This window comes from Neisseria gonorrhoeae, from assembly GCF_013030075.1.
Lineage (GTDB): Bacteria > Pseudomonadota > Gammaproteobacteria > Burkholderiales > Neisseriaceae > Neisseria > Neisseria gonorrhoeae.
Genome location: NZ_AP023069.1, coordinates 1175797 through 1193784, shown reverse-complemented (window position 1 = coordinate 1193784; position 17988 = coordinate 1175797). Strand labels below are relative to the sequence as shown.

14 protein-coding genes are annotated in these 17988 nt (G+C 52.9%); 8 read left to right on the top strand and 6 right to left on the bottom strand.

Annotation, left to right across the window (positions count from 1 at the left end; all coding sequences use genetic code 11):
* Positions 1–123 precede the first annotated feature (123 nt).
* Positions 124–1182 (bottom strand): alanine racemase, encoded by a 1059-nt coding sequence (alr, locus tag HT085_RS06265; protein WP_014580279.1) that lies wholly within the window; start codon positions 1180–1182, stop codon positions 124–126.
* A gap of 221 nt (positions 1183–1403) precedes the next feature.
* Between alr and HT085_RS06260 the strand changes: the two genes are divergently transcribed.
* Together HT085_RS06260 and HT085_RS06255 are read left to right on the top strand one after the other, a co-directional pair.
* Entirely contained in the window at positions 1404–1868 is a 465-nt protein-coding gene (locus tag HT085_RS06260) for an Lrp/AsnC ligand binding domain-containing protein (RefSeq protein WP_003691599.1), read from the top strand.
* A gap of 1021 nt (positions 1869–2889) precedes the next feature.
* Entirely contained in the window at positions 2890–3378 is a 489-nt protein-coding gene (locus HT085_RS06255) for a disulfide bond formation protein B (protein WP_010358803.1), read from the top strand.
* Between the two features lie 58 nt (positions 3379–3436).
* Here HT085_RS06255 and HT085_RS06250 read toward each other — a convergent pair whose 3' ends face one another.
* Complete coding sequence (locus HT085_RS06250; RefSeq protein ID WP_003691596.1) at positions 3437–4165, bottom strand: YebC/PmpR family DNA-binding transcriptional regulator; 729 nt, start codon at positions 4163–4165, stop codon at positions 3437–3439.
* A gap of 326 nt (positions 4166–4491) precedes the next feature.
* On the opposite strand from HT085_RS06250, the gene HT085_RS06245 reads away from it, so the two are divergent.
* Complete coding sequence (locus HT085_RS06245) at positions 4492–5910, top strand: alanine/glycine:cation symporter family protein (protein ID WP_003691595.1); 1419 nt, start codon at positions 4492–4494, stop codon at positions 5908–5910.
* Between the two features lie 64 nt (positions 5911–5974).
* Here HT085_RS06245 and trhA read toward each other — a convergent pair whose 3' ends face one another.
* On the bottom strand, positions 5975–6601 hold the full coding sequence (trhA, locus tag HT085_RS06240; RefSeq protein ID WP_003689203.1) for a PAQR family membrane homeostasis protein TrhA: 627 nt from the start codon (positions 6599–6601) through the stop codon (positions 5975–5977).
* Positions 6602–6743: 142 nt separating this feature from the next.
* Between trhA and HT085_RS06235 the strand changes: the two genes are divergently transcribed.
* Positions 6744–8084, top strand: coding sequence for a DUF2868 domain-containing protein (locus HT085_RS06235; protein ID WP_003689202.1), 1341 nt, complete (start codon positions 6744–6746; stop codon positions 8082–8084).
* 73 nt (positions 8085–8157) lie between these two features.
* Positions 8158–9498, top strand: a complete 1341-nt coding sequence (locus HT085_RS06230; RefSeq protein ID WP_003691594.1) for a GTPase/DUF3482 domain-containing protein — start codon at positions 8158–8160, stop codon at positions 9496–9498.
* Between the two features lie 159 nt (positions 9499–9657).
* Here HT085_RS06230 and infB read toward each other — a convergent pair whose 3' ends face one another.
* Genes infB through rimP form a run of 3 tightly spaced genes read right to left on the bottom strand, consistent with a single transcriptional unit; the run spans position 9658 to position 14462 of the window.
* Positions 9658–12489, bottom strand: a complete 2832-nt coding sequence (infB, locus tag HT085_RS06225) for a translation initiation factor IF-2 (protein ID WP_003697298.1) — start codon at positions 12487–12489, stop codon at positions 9658–9660.
* A gap of 11 nt (positions 12490–12500) precedes the next feature.
* A complete protein-coding gene (nusA, locus tag HT085_RS06220) occupies positions 12501–14003 on the bottom strand; it encodes a transcription termination factor NusA (protein ID WP_020997374.1) in 1503 nt (500 codons plus the stop codon).
* A gap of 27 nt (positions 14004–14030) precedes the next feature.
* Positions 14031–14462 (bottom strand): ribosome maturation factor RimP, encoded by a 432-nt coding sequence (gene rimP, locus HT085_RS06215; protein WP_010358796.1) that lies wholly within the window; start codon positions 14460–14462, stop codon positions 14031–14033.
* 365 nt (positions 14463–14827) lie between these two features.
* Here rimP and serC point away from each other — a divergent pair, with 365 nt between their 5' ends.
* The 3 genes from serC to HT085_RS06205 all read left to right on the top strand — a co-directional run bounded on the left by serC (position 14828) and on the right by HT085_RS06205 (position 17966).
* On the top strand, positions 14828–15934 hold the full coding sequence (gene serC, locus HT085_RS06210) for a phosphoserine transaminase (protein WP_003695923.1): 1107 nt from the start codon (positions 14828–14830) through the stop codon (positions 15932–15934).
* Complete coding sequence (locus HT085_RS11810) at positions 15931–16269, top strand: hypothetical protein (protein ID WP_003689188.1); 339 nt, start codon at positions 15931–15933, stop codon at positions 16267–16269. The genes serC and HT085_RS11810 overlap by 4 nt, the downstream gene beginning before the upstream one ends.
* Positions 16270–16331: 62 nt before the next feature.
* The gene (locus HT085_RS06205) at positions 16332–17966 is read left to right on the top strand and encodes a phosphoethanolamine transferase (RefSeq protein ID WP_003689187.1); all 1635 of its coding nucleotides are present in this window, start codon (positions 16332–16334) and stop codon (positions 17964–17966) included.
* Positions 17967–17988 lie beyond the last annotated feature (22 nt).

Genomic DNA, 17988 nt, shown 5'->3' with positions numbered 1-17988 from the left:
GGATGGGGTTTCAGATTGTGGGCATTATCAGTATTTTCTATTTGGCAATGTCTTTTACTGATTTTGTCAAAACGCATTTATGCCGTCTGAAAAGCTTCAGACGGGATTTTCGTTTGGACTCGATTACTCGATATAAGTGAATTTTGCACGTTTGATATTGCACATCAATTCGTAAGGGATGGTTCCGGCCGCTTCGGCAACGGTATTGATATTGACCGTATCGCCCCACAGTTCGACCTCGTGTCCCAAACCTTCTTGCGAAGCGTCCAGCTCGATAGTCATCATATCCATAGAGATCCTGCCGATGACCCGGGTCAATTTACCGTCGACGGCGACGGGGGAATTGCTTGGAGCGCGGCGCGGATAACCGTCCGCATAACCGCAGGCAATCAGACCGACGCGCGTAGATTTACTGGTATAAAATGTTGCGCCATAACCGATAGGGGAGTGCGGCTGTAAAACGCGTTCGCCGAAAATACGGGTTGAAAGCCTCATCACGGGTTTCAGCCTGTCATCGTTGCCTCCGAACGGGGAAATGCCGTATAACGCCAAGCCCGCGCGCCCCCAATCCCTGCGTGCTTCGGGGATATTCAAAATAGCTGCCGAATTGGCAAGGCTTTCTTCGCCTTCCAGCCCTTTCGTACCCAAATCGAATGCTTCCATCTGTATTTCCGTCATACCGCTTTCAGGTTCGTCCGCACAGGAGAAATGCGAGAACTTGACAATACTGTCCACATATTCCGACTGTTTCAATGCCGCATATGCCGAAGCGTAATCATGAGGGAAAAATCCGGTACGGTGCATTCCCGAATCCATTTTCAACCAGACCTTGACAGGTTTTTTCCAATGGCGGGAAAGCAAAGCCTCAAGCTGCCATTGGTTTCCGACTGCCGGCCAAAGCGAGTATTGTTCGACCGCTTCGTACTCTGATGCTTCAAATACGCCTTCTAAAAGGACAATCGGATGGGTAATGCCGCTCTCCCGCAGCCTGATTCCCTCGTCGATTGTCGCCACGGCAAAGCCGTCTGCCAAGTCTGCCAGCGCGAAAGCACATCTGACCGCACCGTGTCCGTATGCGTCGGCCTTCACTACCGCCAACAGCTTGCCTCCGTGCATTTCCTTCAAAATCCGATAATTGTGCCTAAGGTTGCCCAACCTGATCTGCACGTTCAAAGGCCGCATAAATTCATTCCTTACCAAACAAGTGTTTATTAGCAAAATTAAGAAATTAATTGGGGAATTATAATCCAACGGCAAGGCTTTTAAAATATTAAAGAACCTTGTGTCTTCAAGCCAGAGCAGCAGTTTTCAGGTAGGAAGGCGGTTTGCTTTTCCTGATATAATTGCTTTCCCAAATTTATACTCTATTTGTTAAAATCAATAATAAATACAAGGTAATCCAAATGAAAGAACTAGATAAAATCGATTTCCGCATCCTCAAAATTCTTCAGCAAAATGCCCGTATCCCGATGACGGAGCTTGCCGAGAAGGTAGGGTTGTCCAGCACGCCCGTTACAGAGAGGGTATGCCGTTTGGAGCGGGAACATTATATTTCCGGCTATCACGCCCATCTCAATCCCCATCTGTTGGGCAAACCGCCATTGGTTTTTGTCGAGCTGAAGCTGCAATCCAAATCGGGCAATATTTTCGAAGATTTCAAAAAAGAAGTGCTGAAAATTCCGCAAATTATGGAGTGCCATCTGGTGTCGGGCGAATACGACTACCTGATTAAAGTACGTTTGCCCGATATGTCTGCCTATCGGGATATGCTCGGCAATATCCTATTGCAACTGCCTGCCGCTTCGGAGAGTAGGAGTTATGTTGTGATGGAGGAAGTCAAAGAAAATCCGGTTTTGGATTTGGATTGAATATTTCAGACCGGGTATGCGGTTTGACATCTAAATGAAACATAACAACATCACGCACAGAGGCTTGTTGCTTCAGATAAAAAATGCACACATTCAATAGAATGTGTGCCAAGTCTACAAAGGAGAAATAGAGGAGAAACTATTAACTGACTACTCGAACCAGCTAACGGAACGAATTATGCAGCTTTTCCGGTCAAAAAGCAAGCGTTTTTCTTGTTAAATTTCTTAAAGAATAGAATTTCAAACAATAAAAGTAATTAAATTTCAAAAAAAGCGGAGATAAAAAATGCACACATCCGGTTGAATGTGTGCCAAGTCTACAAAGGAGAAGTAGAGGAGAAAAATCAAGCTGCATCAAGCAACTCAACGGCGGTAATTATCCGCCGTTTCTTATCTGCTGTCAATTATTTTTTGAAAATTTACCCGACCGATTCAAATTTTGCAAAAAACTTGCCCGATGGCTATCCGGTAACAAATTCCCTCAAAAACCCGTCAATCCGATTATTCAAAAAATCATATGCTTTCATCGTGTTTCCTTTTCGGTTGAAACCCTGCCCTTTAGGGCGGTAGAATCAGACTTTATAGTGGATTAACAAAAATCAGGACAAGGCGGCGAAGCCGCAGACAGTACAAATAGTACGGCAAGGCGAGGCAACGCCGTACCGGTTTTTGTTAATCCACTATATTTGGGAGGGGTGTAACCCCTTCCAAATCAGGACGGCACATAGGGCGGTGCTTTATGTGTCGTCCTGTGTGTTGAAACATTGAAATAAGCTTTTGATTTTTTTATCGGCTGTTGCTTTTGATTCGCTAAATTTGCCGAAATTCAAATTCAAATCCTCCGGATGTATTTTTTCGGGCATTGTGCGGACAAATCGCCGTTTTGTCCTTTGTCAGGTTTTGTGCATATCGGGAAAACCGAAATCGTCCGCACCTGTGCCGGTGTCGATTCGTCCCTTGCCATCTCGGGATATATCCAGCAAAATCGGCATATCGGTATTTTGATTGGTGTGTTGAGAAAATGACCCCGTTATTTAGAAAAGCCGTTTGGCTGCTGTTTGCCGTTTCGGTCTGTGCATTTGCCGGTTCTTTGGCGGCACAGTATGTTTTGGGTATGGAGCCTTGCGTTTTGTGCATCAGTCAGCGGTTATGTGTTTTGGCAACCGCATTGTGTGCGGCAGTTGTGCTGGCGTGTAAGCCCAAGGGCAGGGTGGGCGGACTGTCAGGCGCAGTGTTTATCAGTATTCCCGCCGTTACGGGTATTTCTGTTGCGGCATATCAGTTGTGGTTGCAGTCGCTGCCGCCGGGTACGGCTCCTTCGTGCGGCGCGCCGTGGACGTTTCGATTGAAGGGCTGGCCTTTGTTTGATTGGTTCGAGCCTGTTGTGCGCGGGTTCGGAAATTGTGCCGAACCGGATTATCTGTTAGGGGTTGCTTTGCCTGTTTGGAGCGCGGCGTATTTTTTGGCGGTTGTCCTGACGGTTTGGTGGGCGTGGGCAAGGGCTAAATAAATCAATGCCGTCTGAAAGGTTCAGACGGCATTTTGTTGTATGTCTGCTGTGCTGCGTATCAGTCCAGATTCAATACGGCGGAAGTGTAAACGTCTTGCACGTCGTCCAAGTCTTCCAGCGCGTCAATCAGTTTTTGCATTTTGACGGCATCGTCGCCGGAGAGTTCGGTTTCGTTTTGGGTGCGCATCGTAACGTCGCCGTCAACGGATTTGTAACCTGCCGCCTCCAAAGCGGATTTTACGCCCGCCCAATCATTTGGCGCGGTAATGACTTCGATGGAACCGTCGTCGTTGGTAACCACGTCTTCCGCACCGGCTTCCAAAGCCGCTTCCATCAGCTCGTCTTCGTCAACGCCGGGTTCGAATACCAAATAGCCCTGATGCACGAAGTTGAACGCCACGCAGCCGTCGGTACCCAAGTTGCCGCCGTTTTTGGTAAATGCGTGGCGTACGTCCGCAACGGTGCGGGTTTTGTTGTCGGTCAGGCAGTCCACCATCAAAGCTGCGCCGCCGATGCCGTAGCCTTCGTAGCGCAACCCGATGTATTCCACGCCTTCCAAGTTACCCGTACCTTTGTCGATGGCGCGTTGCACATTGTCTTTGGGCATATTGTTTTCGGCTGCTTTTTCCAAAGCCAGACGCAGGCGCGGATTTGCGCCGGGATCGCCGCCGCCCATACGCGCCGCAACGGTGATTTCTTTGATTAAACGGGTGAAGATTTTGCCGCGTTTGGCATCCTGACGGGCTTTTTTATGCTGGATATTCGCCCACTTGCTATGGCCTGCCATAAATTTCCTTTCTTATTTCAAATAATTAATCTGTTTTTGTCAGATTTTTTACGGTCGGCATTTTAACATAAGTTGCAAGTACCCAAAATATCCTGTTTTATGCCGTGCCGTTGTCGATGCCGTCTGAAAACGATTTCCTCCGCTTTCCGCTTAAAAATAAAGAAATATTTTAATTAACGATATTTTACGGTATGCTGGCACAGCTTCTCTCGGATTGTTGACAATTTAAGGCATCTGTTGCGGCAAATACGGTCTGCTCGCCGTGTTTCCTTATTGGAATGTCTTTTGGAAAACAGTCATTTTAATCGTAAGATAAGGTTTATTTTATGGAAAATATATTGTCTGTTCTGGTGGGTACAGTCAATCGGTTTCTTTGGGGCTACCTGCTGATTTATGCGCTTTTGGGTATCGGCCTGTTTTTTACGCTGTATCTTGGTGCGCCGCAGATTACCAAGCTGGGCGCGGGATTCAAATCCGTATTCGGCGGCTTGTTTGCCAAAGGTGATAAAGACGATAAGTCCTTATCGCAGTTTCAGGCGTTGGCGGTTGCTATATCCGCGCAAATCGGTACGGGCAACGTCGCCGGTGTGGCGACCGCCATTACCGCAGGCGGGCCGGGTGCGATTTTTTGGATGTGGCTTTCTGCCGTTTTGGGGATGTCCACGATTTTTGCGGAAGCACTGCTGGCGCAGAAATACCGCGTCGTCAGCCACGGCAAATACATCGGCGGGCCGGCGTTTTATATTACGCACGGTCTGACTCCGAAAATCGGCAGGGGCGCGGCGCGTTTCCTGTCGGGCTTTTTCTCCATCGCGCTGATTGTCGCGTTGGGCTTTATCGGCAATGCGACTCAGGCAAACTCCATCGCTTCTGCCGTTACCATTGCATTTGATGTGCCTTCTTTGGCAGTCGGTATTGTGTTTGCCGTCCTTGCGGGCATGGTTGTGATTGGCGGCGTGAACCGTATTGCCAATATTGCCCGGTTTGTCGTGCCGTTTATGGCGGTTGTTTATATTTTGTGCGCCGTCGTTATCCTGTTTGAATTTTCCGACCATATTGTGCCGATGTTCAACCACATCTTTACCGCCGCCTTCAATCCCGAGGCCGTTTTGGGCGGTGCTGCGGGTATCGGTATGCGTGAAGCGATACGTTTCGGCGTGGCGCGCGGTCTGTTTTCCAACGAAGCAGGTATGGGTTCGACTCCGCACGCCCACGCGACTGCGGATGTGAAGCATCCTGTTCAGCAAGGTATGACGGCATTTGTCGGTGTATTTATCGATACGATTTTGGTATGTACGGCTACGGCATTGATTATCCTGCTGACCGATGCCAACCTTTCGGGCGAACAGGGCGCGGCGGTTACTCAATTTGCCTTTAACAAGGCATTTCCGGGCTTCGGTTCGCAATTGCTTGCCGTGTGTCTGACCTTCTTCGCCTTTACGACCATTATCGGCTGGTATTATTTCGGCGAGTCCAACATCCGTTTTCTTTTCAGGGGAAGACACTTGGGCATCTATCGCGCATTGGTTCTGCTTGCTATCGTTTTGGGTACGCTCGGCAAAGTCGATTTGGTTTGGAATCTGTCCGATATGTTCAACGGCTTTATGGTTATCCCCAACCTGATTGCCCTGTTCTTGCTGCGTAAGGAAATCCGCGCCATTTATGATGATTATTTGGCACAGAAAAAAGCGGGTCGGGATTTGTCCTATCAGTATGAATTCCACGAGTTCCACGATAAACAATAATGCCCGGCAAAGAGAAAACCTCCCTGCCTTCAGGTTTGGGAGGTTTTTGTGTTTCAGACGGCATTCAGATTACATAACCGTACACGCTGACAAATTGGGTTATGCTGCCGCCCAATACGAACAGATGCCAGATTCCGTGCCCGTGTCGGATTTTTTCATCGTTTACAAACCAGTAAATGCCGACGCTGTACAGCATACCGCCTGCCGCCAGCCAAGCCAGTCCTGCCGGCGGGAGTGAGGCTGTCAGGGATTTCATTACCGCCAAGACCATCCAGCCCATTACGATATAAATCGCAATAGACAGCAGACGTTTTTCGCTTTTCCGTCCGATGGTGAGTTCTTGTGCGATTCCTGCAGCCGCCAGCAGCCAGGACAGTGAAAATACCGTCCAGCCCGGCCCGTTTCTCAAAGAAACCAGTGCAAACGGTGTGTAGCTTCCGGCAATCAGCACATAAATCATGCAGTGGTCGGTTTTTTTCAAAATGCTTTTCAGTTTTCCGGCTGCAATTCCGTGGTACAGCGAGGAACTCAAATAGAGCAGAAGAAGGCTGATGCCGTAAACCGATACGCTGAAGATACGGTAGCCGTCCCCGTGTCCTATGGTTTTCAGCAGCATCAGCATCAAACCTGCCGCCGCCAGAATCAAACCGCTCAAATGGCTGTAAGTATTGAAGCGTTCGCCTGCATACATCGCACAATCTTTCGGGAAAGTAGAGGCAGTCAGTTTACGCCGATACTTTTGCCTCTGTGTGGGATTTACTCTTTGCCTACACTGTGAATATTCTTGAAAATGCGTGTGTTAAAATTTGTTTTTTATTTTCAGACGGCATTTTATGTTGAATCCATCCCGAAAACTGGTTGAGCTGGTCCGTATTTTGGATGAAGGCGGTTTTATTTTCAGCGGCGATCCCGTGCAGGCGACGGAGGCTTTGCGCCGCGTGGACGGCAGTACGGAGGAAAAAATCATCCGTCGGGCGGAGATGATCGACAGGGACCGTATGCTGCGGGACACGTTGGAACGTGTGCGTGCGGGGTCGTTCTGGTTATGGGTGGTGGCGGCATCGATGATGTTTACCGCCGGATTTTCAGGCACTTATCTTCTGATGGACAATCAGGGGCTGAATTTCTTTTTAGTTTTGGCGGGAGTGTTGGGCATGAATACGCTGATGCTGGCAGTATGGTTGGCAACGTTGTTCCTGCGCGTGAAAGTGGGGCGGTTTTTCAGCAGTCCGGCGACGTGGTTTCGGGGCAAAGGCCCTGTAAATCAGGCGGTGTTGCGGCTGTATGCGGACCAGTGGCGGCAACCTTCGGTACGATGGAAAATAGGCGCAACGGCGCACAGCTTGTGGCTCTGCACGCTGCTCGGAATGCTGGTGTCGGTATTGCTGCTGCTTTTGGTGCGGCAATATACGTTCAACTGGGAAAGCACGCTGTTGAGCAATGCCGCTTCGGTACGCGCGGTGGAAATGTTGGCATGGCTGCCGTCGAAACTCGGTTTCCCTGTCCCCGATGCGCGGGCGGTCATCGAAGGTCGTCTGAACGGCAATATTGCCGATGCGCGGGCTTGGTCGGGGCTGCTGGTCGGCAGTATCGTCTGCTACGGCATCCTGCCGCGCCTCTTGGCTTGGGTAGTGTGTAAAATCCTTTTGAAAACAAGCGAAAACGGATTGGATTTGGAAAAAACCTATTATCAGGCGGTCATCCGCCGCTGGCAGAACAAAATCACCGATGCGGATACGCGTCGGGAAACCGTGTCCGCCGTTTCGCCGAAAATCGTCTTGAACGATGCGCCGAAATGGGCGCTCATGCTGGAGACCGAGTGGCAGGACGGCCAATGGTTCGAGGGCAGGCTGGCGCAGGAATGGCTGGATAAGGGCGTTGCCGCCAATCGGGAACAGGTTGCCGCGCTGGAGACAGAGCTGAAGCAGAAACCGGCGCAACTGCTTATCGGCGTACGCGCCCAAACTGTGCCGGACCGGGGCGTGCTGCGGCAGATTGTGCGGCTTTCGGAAGCGGCGCAGGGCGGCGCGGTGGTGCAGCTTTTGGCGGAACAGGGGCTTTCAGACGACCTTTCGGAAAAGCTGGAACATTGGCGTAACGCGCTGACCGAATGCGGCGCGGCGTGGCTTGAGCCTGACAGGGTGGCGCAGGAAGGCCGTTTGAAAGACCAATAAACTCACTTGAAATGTTCTGTTAAGCCGCCATTCTGAAAAAAGACCGTCTGAAAATCCATTCTTCAAAAACATCATGAACAAACAACCCCTTTCCCTCGCCGTCGTGGGACACACCAACACCGGCAAAACCTCGCTCCTGCGCACCCTGTTGCGCGACAGCGGCTTCGGCGAAGTCAGAAACGCACCGTCCACCACACGCCATGTCGAAGAAGCCGCCATCAGCGACGGCGCGGACATGTTGGTTTTCCTGTATGACACGCCCGGACTCGAAGACGCGGGCGGTGTTTTGGAATGGCTGGAAAACCATACGGACAATCGTTCAGACGGCATCGAGCGGCTGCAACAGTTTCTCGGCAGCCACGGCGCGCATCACGATTTCAACCAAGAAGCCAAAGTGCTGCGGCAGGTTTTGCAAAGCGATATGGCAATGTACGTCATCGACGCGCGCGAACCCGTCCTCGACAAATATCGGGATGAATTGACCATCCTTTCATGGTGTGCCAAACCGGTTATGCCCGTGTTCAACTTTACCGGCGGACAGCTTCCCGAATCGTGGACAACCATGCTGGCGAGGAGAAACCTGCACGTTTTCGCAGGGTTCGACACCGTCGCCTTTGATTTTGAAGGCGAATTGCGCCTGTGGGAAAACCTCGCCACCATGTTGCCCGAACGCAGCACACTTGACCGCCTGACAGCCATGCGCCGGCGCGAATGGCAGCGGCTGGACGGCGGAGCGCGCCGCGAAATCGCCGATTTCCTGCTCGATGCCGCCGCCTTCAGGCAGGAAGTGGACGAAAACGAGGATACCGCCACCGTGCTGCAAACCATGCAGGCGGAAATACGCCAACTCGAACGGCAGATGCAGCAGCGGCTGTTTGCCCTTTACCGTTTCTACCACAGCGAAATCGACGGCGGCGACTGGATGCCGCAAGCCTTCCGCCAAGACCCGTTCGACAGCGAATTGCTCAAACAATACGGCATCCGCACCGGCACGGGCGCGGCAACCGGCGCGCTCATCGGCTTGGGGCTGGACATCGCCACACTCGGCGGCTCGCTCGGATTGGGTACGGCAATCGGCGGCTTTTTGGGCGGCATCCTGCCCAATACCCGCACCATTTCCGACAAACTCGCCGGCCGTCAAACCCTGCACACCGACCCTGAAACCCTGACCCTGCTCGCCGCCCGCGCCCTCGATCTGCTCCACGTCCTGCAAACGCGCGGACACGCGGCACAGTCGGATATCGAGCTGCACAGCCGCAAAGCCCCGTGGGATGCCGCCAAACTCCCGCCCGAACTCAACAAAGCCCGCAGTCATTGGAAATGGTCGTCGCTCAATACGCACCGCCCGGAAACCAGCCGCGCCGAACGCAGGGAATATGCGGAGAAGATCGGGATACGTTTGGCGGGCAAATAATGCCGTCTGAAGCCTGTTTGTATGGCAAGTCAGATTCAAATCGGGATAAGGCAGGAGGGTCGCTGAAGCCGATTTGCGACAAAAAACGGGTTCTGTATGATACAGAACCCGTTTCGTTGCCGTCTGAACGCTTCAGACGGCATTTTATTTGCAAAGGAATTACAGGGTGCGGGCAACTTCGACGATGTCGAAGCATTCCAGTTGGTCGCCTTCCATGATTTCGTTGTAGCCTTTGAGCATCAGACCGCACTCGAAGCCCATGCGGACTTCTTTTACGTCGTCTTTATAGCGTTTCAACGAAGCCAGTTCGCCCGTGTGGATGACCACGTTGTTGCGGATGAGGCGGATATGGGAATCGCGTTTGACCACGCCGTCGGTGACCATACAGCCTGCAATGTTGCCGACCTTGGAAACGGAGATGACCTGACGGATTTCGACCGTACCGGTAACCTGTTCTTTCTTTTCGGGAGAAAGCATGCCGCTCATCGCCGCCTTCACGTCGTCGATGGCATCGTAGATGATGTTGTAGTAGCGGATTTCCACGTTTTCATTTTCGGCAAGTTTGCGCGAAGAGGCATCTGCACGCACGTTAAAGCCGATAATGAACGCGCCCGAAGCGATGGCAAGGTTGACATCCGATTCGGTAATGCCGCCCACGCCGCTGTGCAACACGTTCACTTTCACCTCGTCGGCGGACAGTTTTTTCAGGCTGCCCGCCAAAGCCTCGTAAGAGCCCTGAACGTCTGCCTTGATGATGACCGACAAAGATTGGGCCTGGGTTTCGCCCATATTGTTGAACATATTTTCCAGCTTCGCCGCCTGCTGTTTGGCAAGGCGCACGTCGCGGTATTTGCCTTGGCGGAAGAGGGCGATTTCGCGCGCTTTTTTCTCGTCCGCCAATACCATCGCGTCTTCACCCGCATTCGGTACGTCGGACAAGCCGAGGATTTCGACGGGGATGGACGGGCCGGCTTCGGTAATGGATTTGCCGTTTTCATCGACCATCGCGCGGATTTTGCCGAATGCCGTACCGGCCAGCAGCATGTCGCCTTTTTTCAGCGTACCGTTTTGAACCAGCAATGTGGCAACCGCGCCGCGCCCTTTGTCCAAACGCGCCTCGACGATGATGCCTTTGGCGGGTGCATCGACAGGTGCGGTCAGTTCCAATACTTCGGCTTCGAGCAATACGGCTTCGAGCAGCGCGTCGATGTTCGTTCCTTTTTTCGCGGAAACGTCGATGAATTGAACCGTGCCGCCCCAATCGTCGGGGATGACTTCGTGTTGGGTCAGTTCCTGACGGATGCGTTCGGGGTTGGCAGTGTCTTTATCGATTTTATTGACGGCAACCACAATCGGAACGCCTGCCGCTTTAGCGTGGGCAATTGCCTCGATGGTTTGCGGCATCACGCCGTCGTCGGCGGCGACCACAAGAATCACGATATCGGTTGCTTTCGCGCCGCGCGCGCGCATAGCGGTAAAGGCTTCGTGGCCCGGGGTGTCCAAGAAGGTAATCACGCCGCGCGGGGTTTTGACGTGGTACGCGCCGATGTGCTGCGTAATGCCGCCCGCTTCGCCCTGTACCACTTTGGCGCGGCGGATGTAGTCCAGCAGCGAGGTTTTGCCGTGGTCGACGTGGCCCATGACGGTAACGACGGGCGGACGCGGCAATGCTTCGGCTTCCACCGCTTCCGCGCCCTCGCCCAAGAAGGCTTCGGGATCGTCGGCGGCGGCGGGTTTGCCGATGTGTCCGAGTTCTTCGACGACAATCAGGGCGGTGTCTTGGTCGATGGATTGGTTGATGGTAACCATCATGCCCATCTTCATCAGGGCTTTGACCACTTCCACGCCTTTGACCGCCATTTTGTGCGCCAAATCGGCAACGGTAATGGTTTCGGGAACCAAAACCTCGTGTACGACGGGTTCGGTCGGTGCTTGGAAGGCGTGTTGGTTCGGCTCGAGTTTGAGTTTTTTGCCTTTCTTGCCGCCGCGTACGCGCTCGTCGCCGCCGTTGCGGGCATTGTTGCGGTCACGCCCGCCTTTTGCACCTTTGCCTTTGGCGTTGCGGCCTTGACCTTCGTCATCGCGGTTGCGGCGGTCTTCTTTTTTCGCTTTTGCCGGATTGACAGGTTTGTTTTCGACGGCCGGTGCGGCTGCCTGCGGTTTCTCGGCAGGTTTGGCGGGACGCTGTCTGCCGGTTTTGGCTTCCTGTGCGGCTTTTGCCTGTTGTTCTGCCTGTTGTTTCATGGCTTCGCGACGTGCCTGGCGTTCCTGTTTCTCTTTCAACAGGGCTTCCTGGTGGGCGCGCAATGCGGCGGCGCGGCGCGCCTCTTCGTCGCGTTGCGCCTGTTCTTCCGCGCTGACCACGGGTTGCGGCACGGCAGGTGCGGCAGGTTTCGCCGGTTTTTTGGCATCTTTGCCTTTGCCGTTTCGCTCGTGTTTCGGCTTGACGGCTTTTTCTTTGGGCTCGGCGGGTTTGGTTTCCGCCGCAACGGGTGCGGTTTCGGCTTTTGCTTCGGTAGGTTTCTGCGCGGCAGGTTTGGCTTTGTTGCCTGCTTTTGCCGCTTTCAGTTTTGCCGCTTCCGCTTCTGCCTTGGCACGGGCTTCTGCGCGTGCGGCAGCTTCGGCTCGGGCTTTTACCGCGTCTTCTGCCGTCTGCTCCGGCTGAACAGGTGCGGCTTGGGTTTGGGCGGCTTTTACTTGTGCTGCCAATTCTTCGGCAGAAGGAATGTTGACAGTGCGTCCGCGTTTGCGTGTTTCGACTTTTACGCCGTCAACGGTGCTGACTTCGGTTTTGGTGCGGCGGATGCTGATGGTGCCGCCGTTGCTGCCGTTTTTCTTGGTCAGGTAGGCGTTCAGAAGCTGTTTGTCGTCCAGCGTCAGGGAATCGCTGCCGCTGTTTTTGCTGACGCCGGCTTCTTTCAACTGTTTCAACAGGTCTTCGACGGGGCGTTTCAGCTCGGCGGCAAATTGTTCTACGGTTGTGTTACTCATCTGTACCCCCTTTATTTGTCTTCGGTAAACCAGTGTTCGCGTGCGGTCAGGATGACGGCTTTTGCAGTTTCTTCGTTTACACCGGTGATTTCAATCAGTTCGTCCACGGCAAGCTCTGCCAAGTCGTCGCGGGTGGTAATGCCTGCTTCGGCAAGGCTGAGGAGCATATCGGCATCTACGCCTTCGAGGTTACGCATATCGTCGGACACTTCGCCCAGTTTTTCTTCGGCAGCAATCGCCATGGTCAGGATGGCATCGCGGGCACGGTTGCGGAGCATATCGACGATTTCTTCGTCAAATCCTTCAATGGCAAGCAGTTCGGCGGCAGGAACATAGGCGACTTCTTCCAAGGTTGCAAAACCTTCTTGAACCAGTACGTCGGCGGTTTCTTCATCTACATTCAAGTGATTCATAAACAGGCGGCGGATGGCGGCATCTTCTGCCGCATTGCGTTCGTCTGCTTCGGCGGAAGTCATGATGTTGAGCTGCCAGCCGGTCAGGTCGGAAGCAAGGCGCACGTTTTGACCGCCGCGTCCGATGGCGAGCGCGAGCCGGTCCTCGGCAACGATGACATCGACGGCGTGTTTGTCTTCGTCGATGACGATGCGGCTGACTTCGGCGGGTGAGAGCGCGCTCATGACGAATTGGGCAGGCTCGGGCGACCAAAGGACAACGTCGATGCGCTCGCCGGACAATTCATTGCTGACGGCATTGACACGCGAACCGCGAACGCCGATACAGGTGCCTTGCGGATCGATGCGCTGGTCGTTGGCTTTGACGGCGACTTTGGCACGTTGGCCCGGGTCGCGGGCGACAGCGCGGATTTCAAGCATGCCGCCTGCAATTTCAGGTACTTCATTGGCGTACAGTTTGACGAGGAAATCGCCGGAAGTACGGCTCAGGATGACTTGTTTGCGGCCGGTGTTGCCGATTTCTTCGACGCGCAGGAAGAGGGCGCGGATGCGGTCGCCGCTGCGGAAGTTTTCGCGCGGAATCATTTGGTCGCGCGGAATCAGCGCGTCCAGTTTGCCGGCAACGACTTCGACGATGATGCCGTGGCGTTCGACGCGTTTGACCGTGCCGGACACGATGTCTTCTTTGACGGCGAGGAACTCGTTCAGATTCTGCTCGCGCTCGGCATCGCGGATGCGTTGCAGGATGATTTGTTTGGCAGTTTGCGCCGCTTGGCGGCCGAAGCCTTCGTTGGGCAGCTGCTCTTCGTAGTATTCGCCGATTTGGATGGTCGTATCGGGGATTTCCTCTTGGATTTCCTCGATGGTTTTTTCGACATCGGGATAGGTATAGTCTTCATCGGCCACAATCAGCCAGCGGCGGAAGGTTTGGTATTCGCCGGTATCGCGGTTGATTTGGACGCGCACGTCCATGTGTTCGCGGTCTGCCTTTTTCTTGGCGGCGGTAGAGAGTGCGAATTCCAGTGCTTGGAAGACGACTTCCGCATCAACGTTTTTTTCGCTTGCCAGTGCTTCTGCCAGCTGTAACATTTCACGACTCATTTTGAACATCTCCAATATTGCTGTGTTTTAGAATTTGAATTCGGGGCGCAGGCGGGCTTTGTCGATGTTGCCCAATTCGATTTGCACGGTTTTGCCGTCGAAGGAAACGGTAACAGTGTCGTTTTCGCAGCCTTCGATTTTACCGATAAAGTTTTTCTGACCGCCTATCGGCAGGCGGGTTTTGATTTTGGCATTCTGACCGGCAAAGCGCACGAAGTCGGCGGCTTTTTTCAAGGGGCGGTCGAGTCCGGGGCTGGAAATTTCCAGGTTTTTGTAGCCGATGTCTTCAACCATGAAGACGCGGCTCAAGTGGTTGCTGACGGTGGCGCAGTCTTCGACGGTAATGCCGCCTTCTTTGTCGATGAACACGCGCAATGTTCCTTGCGCGGCCAGTTCGAAATCGACCAGTTCGTATCCCAGGCCGGGCAGGGTTTTTTCGAGGATGGTTTGAATATCCATGCTGCTCCCTATGTACATAATAAAAAAATGGCCCCGTGGCCATTTTTCGTCAAAAGTTGAAAAATCGGCGTGATTATAACCGCTTTTGCGGAGAAATGAAAGTGTTGATTTATTTTGTGTTTTTGGGACGGAAAAAAGCGGGTGTACGGGAGGTTTGTAATGGGAAATCGTGAATATTGTTGACAAAACAAATGTATCTATTTGTCGCTAGCATGATTTTTATGTTTGTAAATCAATATATTGATATTATTTCCCGTGTTCGGGCGGCATGGAATCGGGCGGAGGGCAGGTATTTCCCATCCTTGCACAAAGCCTGCTGCAAGCCTAAAATCGGGCGGGTTATTGTTCAGAACCAGGGCTGCATCATGTCTCTTTATCCGATTTACAATTTTTCCGCCGGCCCTGCCGTGTTGCCTGAAGCTGTGTTGAGGACGGCGCAGCAGGAAATGTCGGACTACAACGGTACGGGTTTTTCCGTGATGGAAATGAGCCACCGTTCGGAAATGTTTTTGAGCATCCTGCATCATGCGGAACAGGATTTGAGGCAGCTTTTGAAAGTGCCTGACAACTATAAGATATTGTTTCTTCAGGGCGGAGCAACAACCCAATTTAATATGGCAGCCATGAATCTGGCACACGGTTTCCGCACTGCCGACGCGGTGGTAACGGGCAACTGGAGCCGTATCGCCTATGAACAGATGAGCCGTTTGACCGATACGGAAATCCGTTTGGCGGCGCACGGGGGCGAGCAGTTCGACTATCTTGACCTGCCGCCTGTGGAAACGTGGGATGTTGCACCCGATTCGGCGTTTGTCCATTTTGCCGTCAATGAAACTGTCAACGGGCTGCAATACCGTGAAGTGCCGCGCCTTTCAGACGGCATGCCGCCGTTGGTGTGCGATATGTCCAGCGAGATTCTGTCGCGTGAGTTTGATGTTGCCGACTACGGACTGATTTATGCAGGCGCACAGAAAAACATCGGGCCGGCAGGAGTTACGGTGGTGATTGTGCGTGAGGATTTGCTCGAGCGTTGTCCGAACGATATTCCCGATGTGTTCAACTACCGTTCTCATTTGAACCGCGACGGTATGTACAACACGCCGTCAACTTACGCGATTTATATGTCGGGGCTGGTGTTCCGCTGGCTGCAGGCGCAGGGCGGTGTGAAAAAAATTGAAGCGGTCAATCGGCTGAAGGCGCAAACCTTGTATGAGACGATAGATGGCAGCGGCGGTTTTTACATCAACGATATTCATCCTGATGCGCGCTCCAAAATGAACGTGGTCTTCAAAACCGCAAGCGAAGACTTGGACCGCCGTTTTGTGCTGGAAGCCGAATTGCAGGGCTTGTGCCTGTTGAAGGGCTATAAGTCTGTCGGCGGGATGCGCGCCAGCATTTATAATGCGATGCCGCTTGAAGGCGTGCGGGCTTTGGCAGATTTTATGCGCGATTTCCAACGGCGTTACGGTTGATTTTCAAATGCCGCCCGAATGCGTTTCAGACGGCATCGGCTGTTTCGGCGTTCTCCGGCGGCGTTTTGGAGGTGGTAAGATTGTGCTGCCGGCGGCTATCCGTCCTTTTCAATCCGGGCGTGATGCTGTTTGTGCCGGACTGTCCCGTCGGCGGCGCGGCCGGGTTTTTCCAATATGAAATGCTTTGCCCGCTTTTCCGGCAGGGGCGGTTGCAGACCGGTTCGAATTTTGCTTACGATGTTTTTATGTCTGCCGGACGTTTGAATGGCGGGCGGAAACCCCCGCGCCGCCTACTCGTTTTCTTGCCCTGCTTTGCTCCGTTGCCTTATAATTAAGAATCTTTTTCAATAATCCGGATTCCGGATGCCTTTTCCAACCCTTATCCGACACATTCCAAATGATAAAACCGAACCTGAGGCCGAAGCTCGGCTCTTCCGCGCTGATTGCCTTTCTTTCCCTGTATTCTTCGCTGGTATTGAATTACGCCTTTTTTGCCAAAGTTGTCGAACTTCGCCCTTTTAACGACACCGGGGCGGACATCTTCCTCTATACGATGCCGGTGGTGCTGTTTTTTTTAAGTAATTTCGTTTTTCACGTCATTGCCCTGCCTTTTGTGCATAAAGTGTTGATTCCATTGATATTGGTTATCAGTGCGGCGGTGTCTTACCAAGAAATATTTTTCAATATCTATTTCAACAAGTCGATGTTGAATAATGTCTTGCAAACCACGGCGGCGGAAAGCGCGCGCCTGATTACGCCGGGCTATGTGCTGTGGATTGTATGTTTGGGCGTATTGCCCGCGCTGGCATATATCGCCGTCAAGGTCAAATACCGCGTTTGGTATAAGGAGCTTTTGACGCGCCTTGTGCTTGCCGCCGTTTCCTTTTTGTGCGCGTTGGGCATCGCGATGTTGCAATATCAGGATTACGCCTCGTTTTTCCGCAACAATAAATCAGTAACCCATCTGATTGTGCCGTCTAATTTCATCGGCGCGGGCGTGTCGAAATACAAAGATTGGAAGCGTTCCAATATTCCTTATACGCAATTGGATATGGCGGTCGTGCAAAACCGGCCGGCCGGCAGCCTGCGCCGTTTCGTGGTGCTGGTCGTGGGCGAGACTACGCGTGCCGCCAACTGGGGTTTGAACGGTTACAGCCGCCAAACTACGCCGCTGCTTGCCGCGCGCGGCGATGAAATTGTCAATTTCCCGCAGGTCAGAAGCTGCGGCACATCGACCGCGCACTCCCTGCCGTGTATGTTCTCAACCTTCGACCGCACGGATTATGACGAAATCAAAGCCGAACACCAAGACAACCTGCTGGACATCGTGCAGCGCGCCGGCGTGGAAGTTACTTGGTTGGAAAACGATTCCGGCTGCAAGGGCGTGTGCGGCAAAGTGCCGAATACCGACGTTACTTCGCTCAACCTGCCCGAATACTGCCGCAACGGCGAGTGCCTCGACAATATCCTGTTGACCAAGTTCGACGAAGCCCTCAACAAAAACGATAAAGACGCGGTTTTAATCCTGCATACCATCGGCAGCCACGGGCCGACGTATTACGAACGCTACACCGAAGCCGAGCGCAAATTCACGCCGACATGCGATACCAACGAAATCGACAAATGCGCCCGCGCCACGTTGGTCAACACTTACGACAATACGGTTTTGTATGTGGATCAGTTTATCGACAAGGTTATCCGCAAACTTGAAAACCGCGACGATTTGGAAAGCGCGGTGTATTATGTTTCCGACCACGGCGAAAGTTTGGGCGAAAACGGGATGTACCTGCACGCCGCGCCTTACGCCATCGCGCCTTCCGGACAGACGCATATCCCGATGGTTATGTGGTTTTCCAAAGCCTTCCGCCAACACGGGGGCATAGATTTCCAATGCCTCAAACAAAAAGCGGCGGAAAACGAATATTCGCACGACCACTATTTCAGCACGGTATTGGGGCTGATGGACATTTCCAACAGCCAAACCTATCGGAAGGAAATGGATATATTGGCAGCCTGCCGCCGTCCGCGCTGATGCCGGATATGCCGTCTGAAGC

Coding starts and splice junctions, on each gene's coding strand:
- nusA (WP_020997374.1), bottom strand. CDS start 14,003: ATGAGTCGTGAAATGTTACAGCTGGCAGAAGCACTGGCAAGCGAAAAA.
- serC (WP_003695923.1), top strand. CDS start 14,828: ATGTCTCTTTATCCGATTTACAATTTTTCCGCCGGCCCTGCCGTGTTG.
- HT085_RS06255 (WP_010358803.1), top strand. CDS start 2,890: ATGACCCCGTTATTTAGAAAAGCCGTTTGGCTGCTGTTTGCCGTTTCG.
- HT085_RS06230 (WP_003691594.1), top strand. CDS start 8,158: ATGAACAAACAACCCCTTTCCCTCGCCGTCGTGGGACACACCAACACC.
- HT085_RS06250 (WP_003691596.1), bottom strand. CDS start 4,165: ATGGCAGGCCATAGCAAGTGGGCGAATATCCAGCATAAAAAAGCCCGT.
- infB (WP_003697298.1), bottom strand. CDS start 12,489: ATGAGTAACACAACCGTAGAACAATTTGCCGCCGAGCTGAAACGCCCC.
- trhA (WP_003689203.1), bottom strand. CDS start 6,601: ATGTATGCAGGCGAACGCTTCAATACTTACAGCCATTTGAGCGGTTTG.
- HT085_RS06235 (WP_003689202.1), top strand. CDS start 6,744: ATGTTGAATCCATCCCGAAAACTGGTTGAGCTGGTCCGTATTTTGGAT.
- alr (WP_014580279.1), bottom strand. CDS start 1,182: ATGCGGCCTTTGAACGTGCAGATCAGGTTGGGCAACCTTAGGCACAAT.
- HT085_RS06260 (WP_003691599.1), top strand. CDS start 1,404: ATGAAAGAACTAGATAAAATCGATTTCCGCATCCTCAAAATTCTTCAG.
- HT085_RS06245 (WP_003691595.1), top strand. CDS start 4,492: ATGGAAAATATATTGTCTGTTCTGGTGGGTACAGTCAATCGGTTTCTT.
- rimP (WP_010358796.1), bottom strand. CDS start 14,462: ATGGATATTCAAACCATCCTCGAAAAAACCCTGCCCGGCCTGGGATAC.
- HT085_RS06205 (WP_003689187.1), top strand. CDS start 16,332: ATGATAAAACCGAACCTGAGGCCGAAGCTCGGCTCTTCCGCGCTGATT.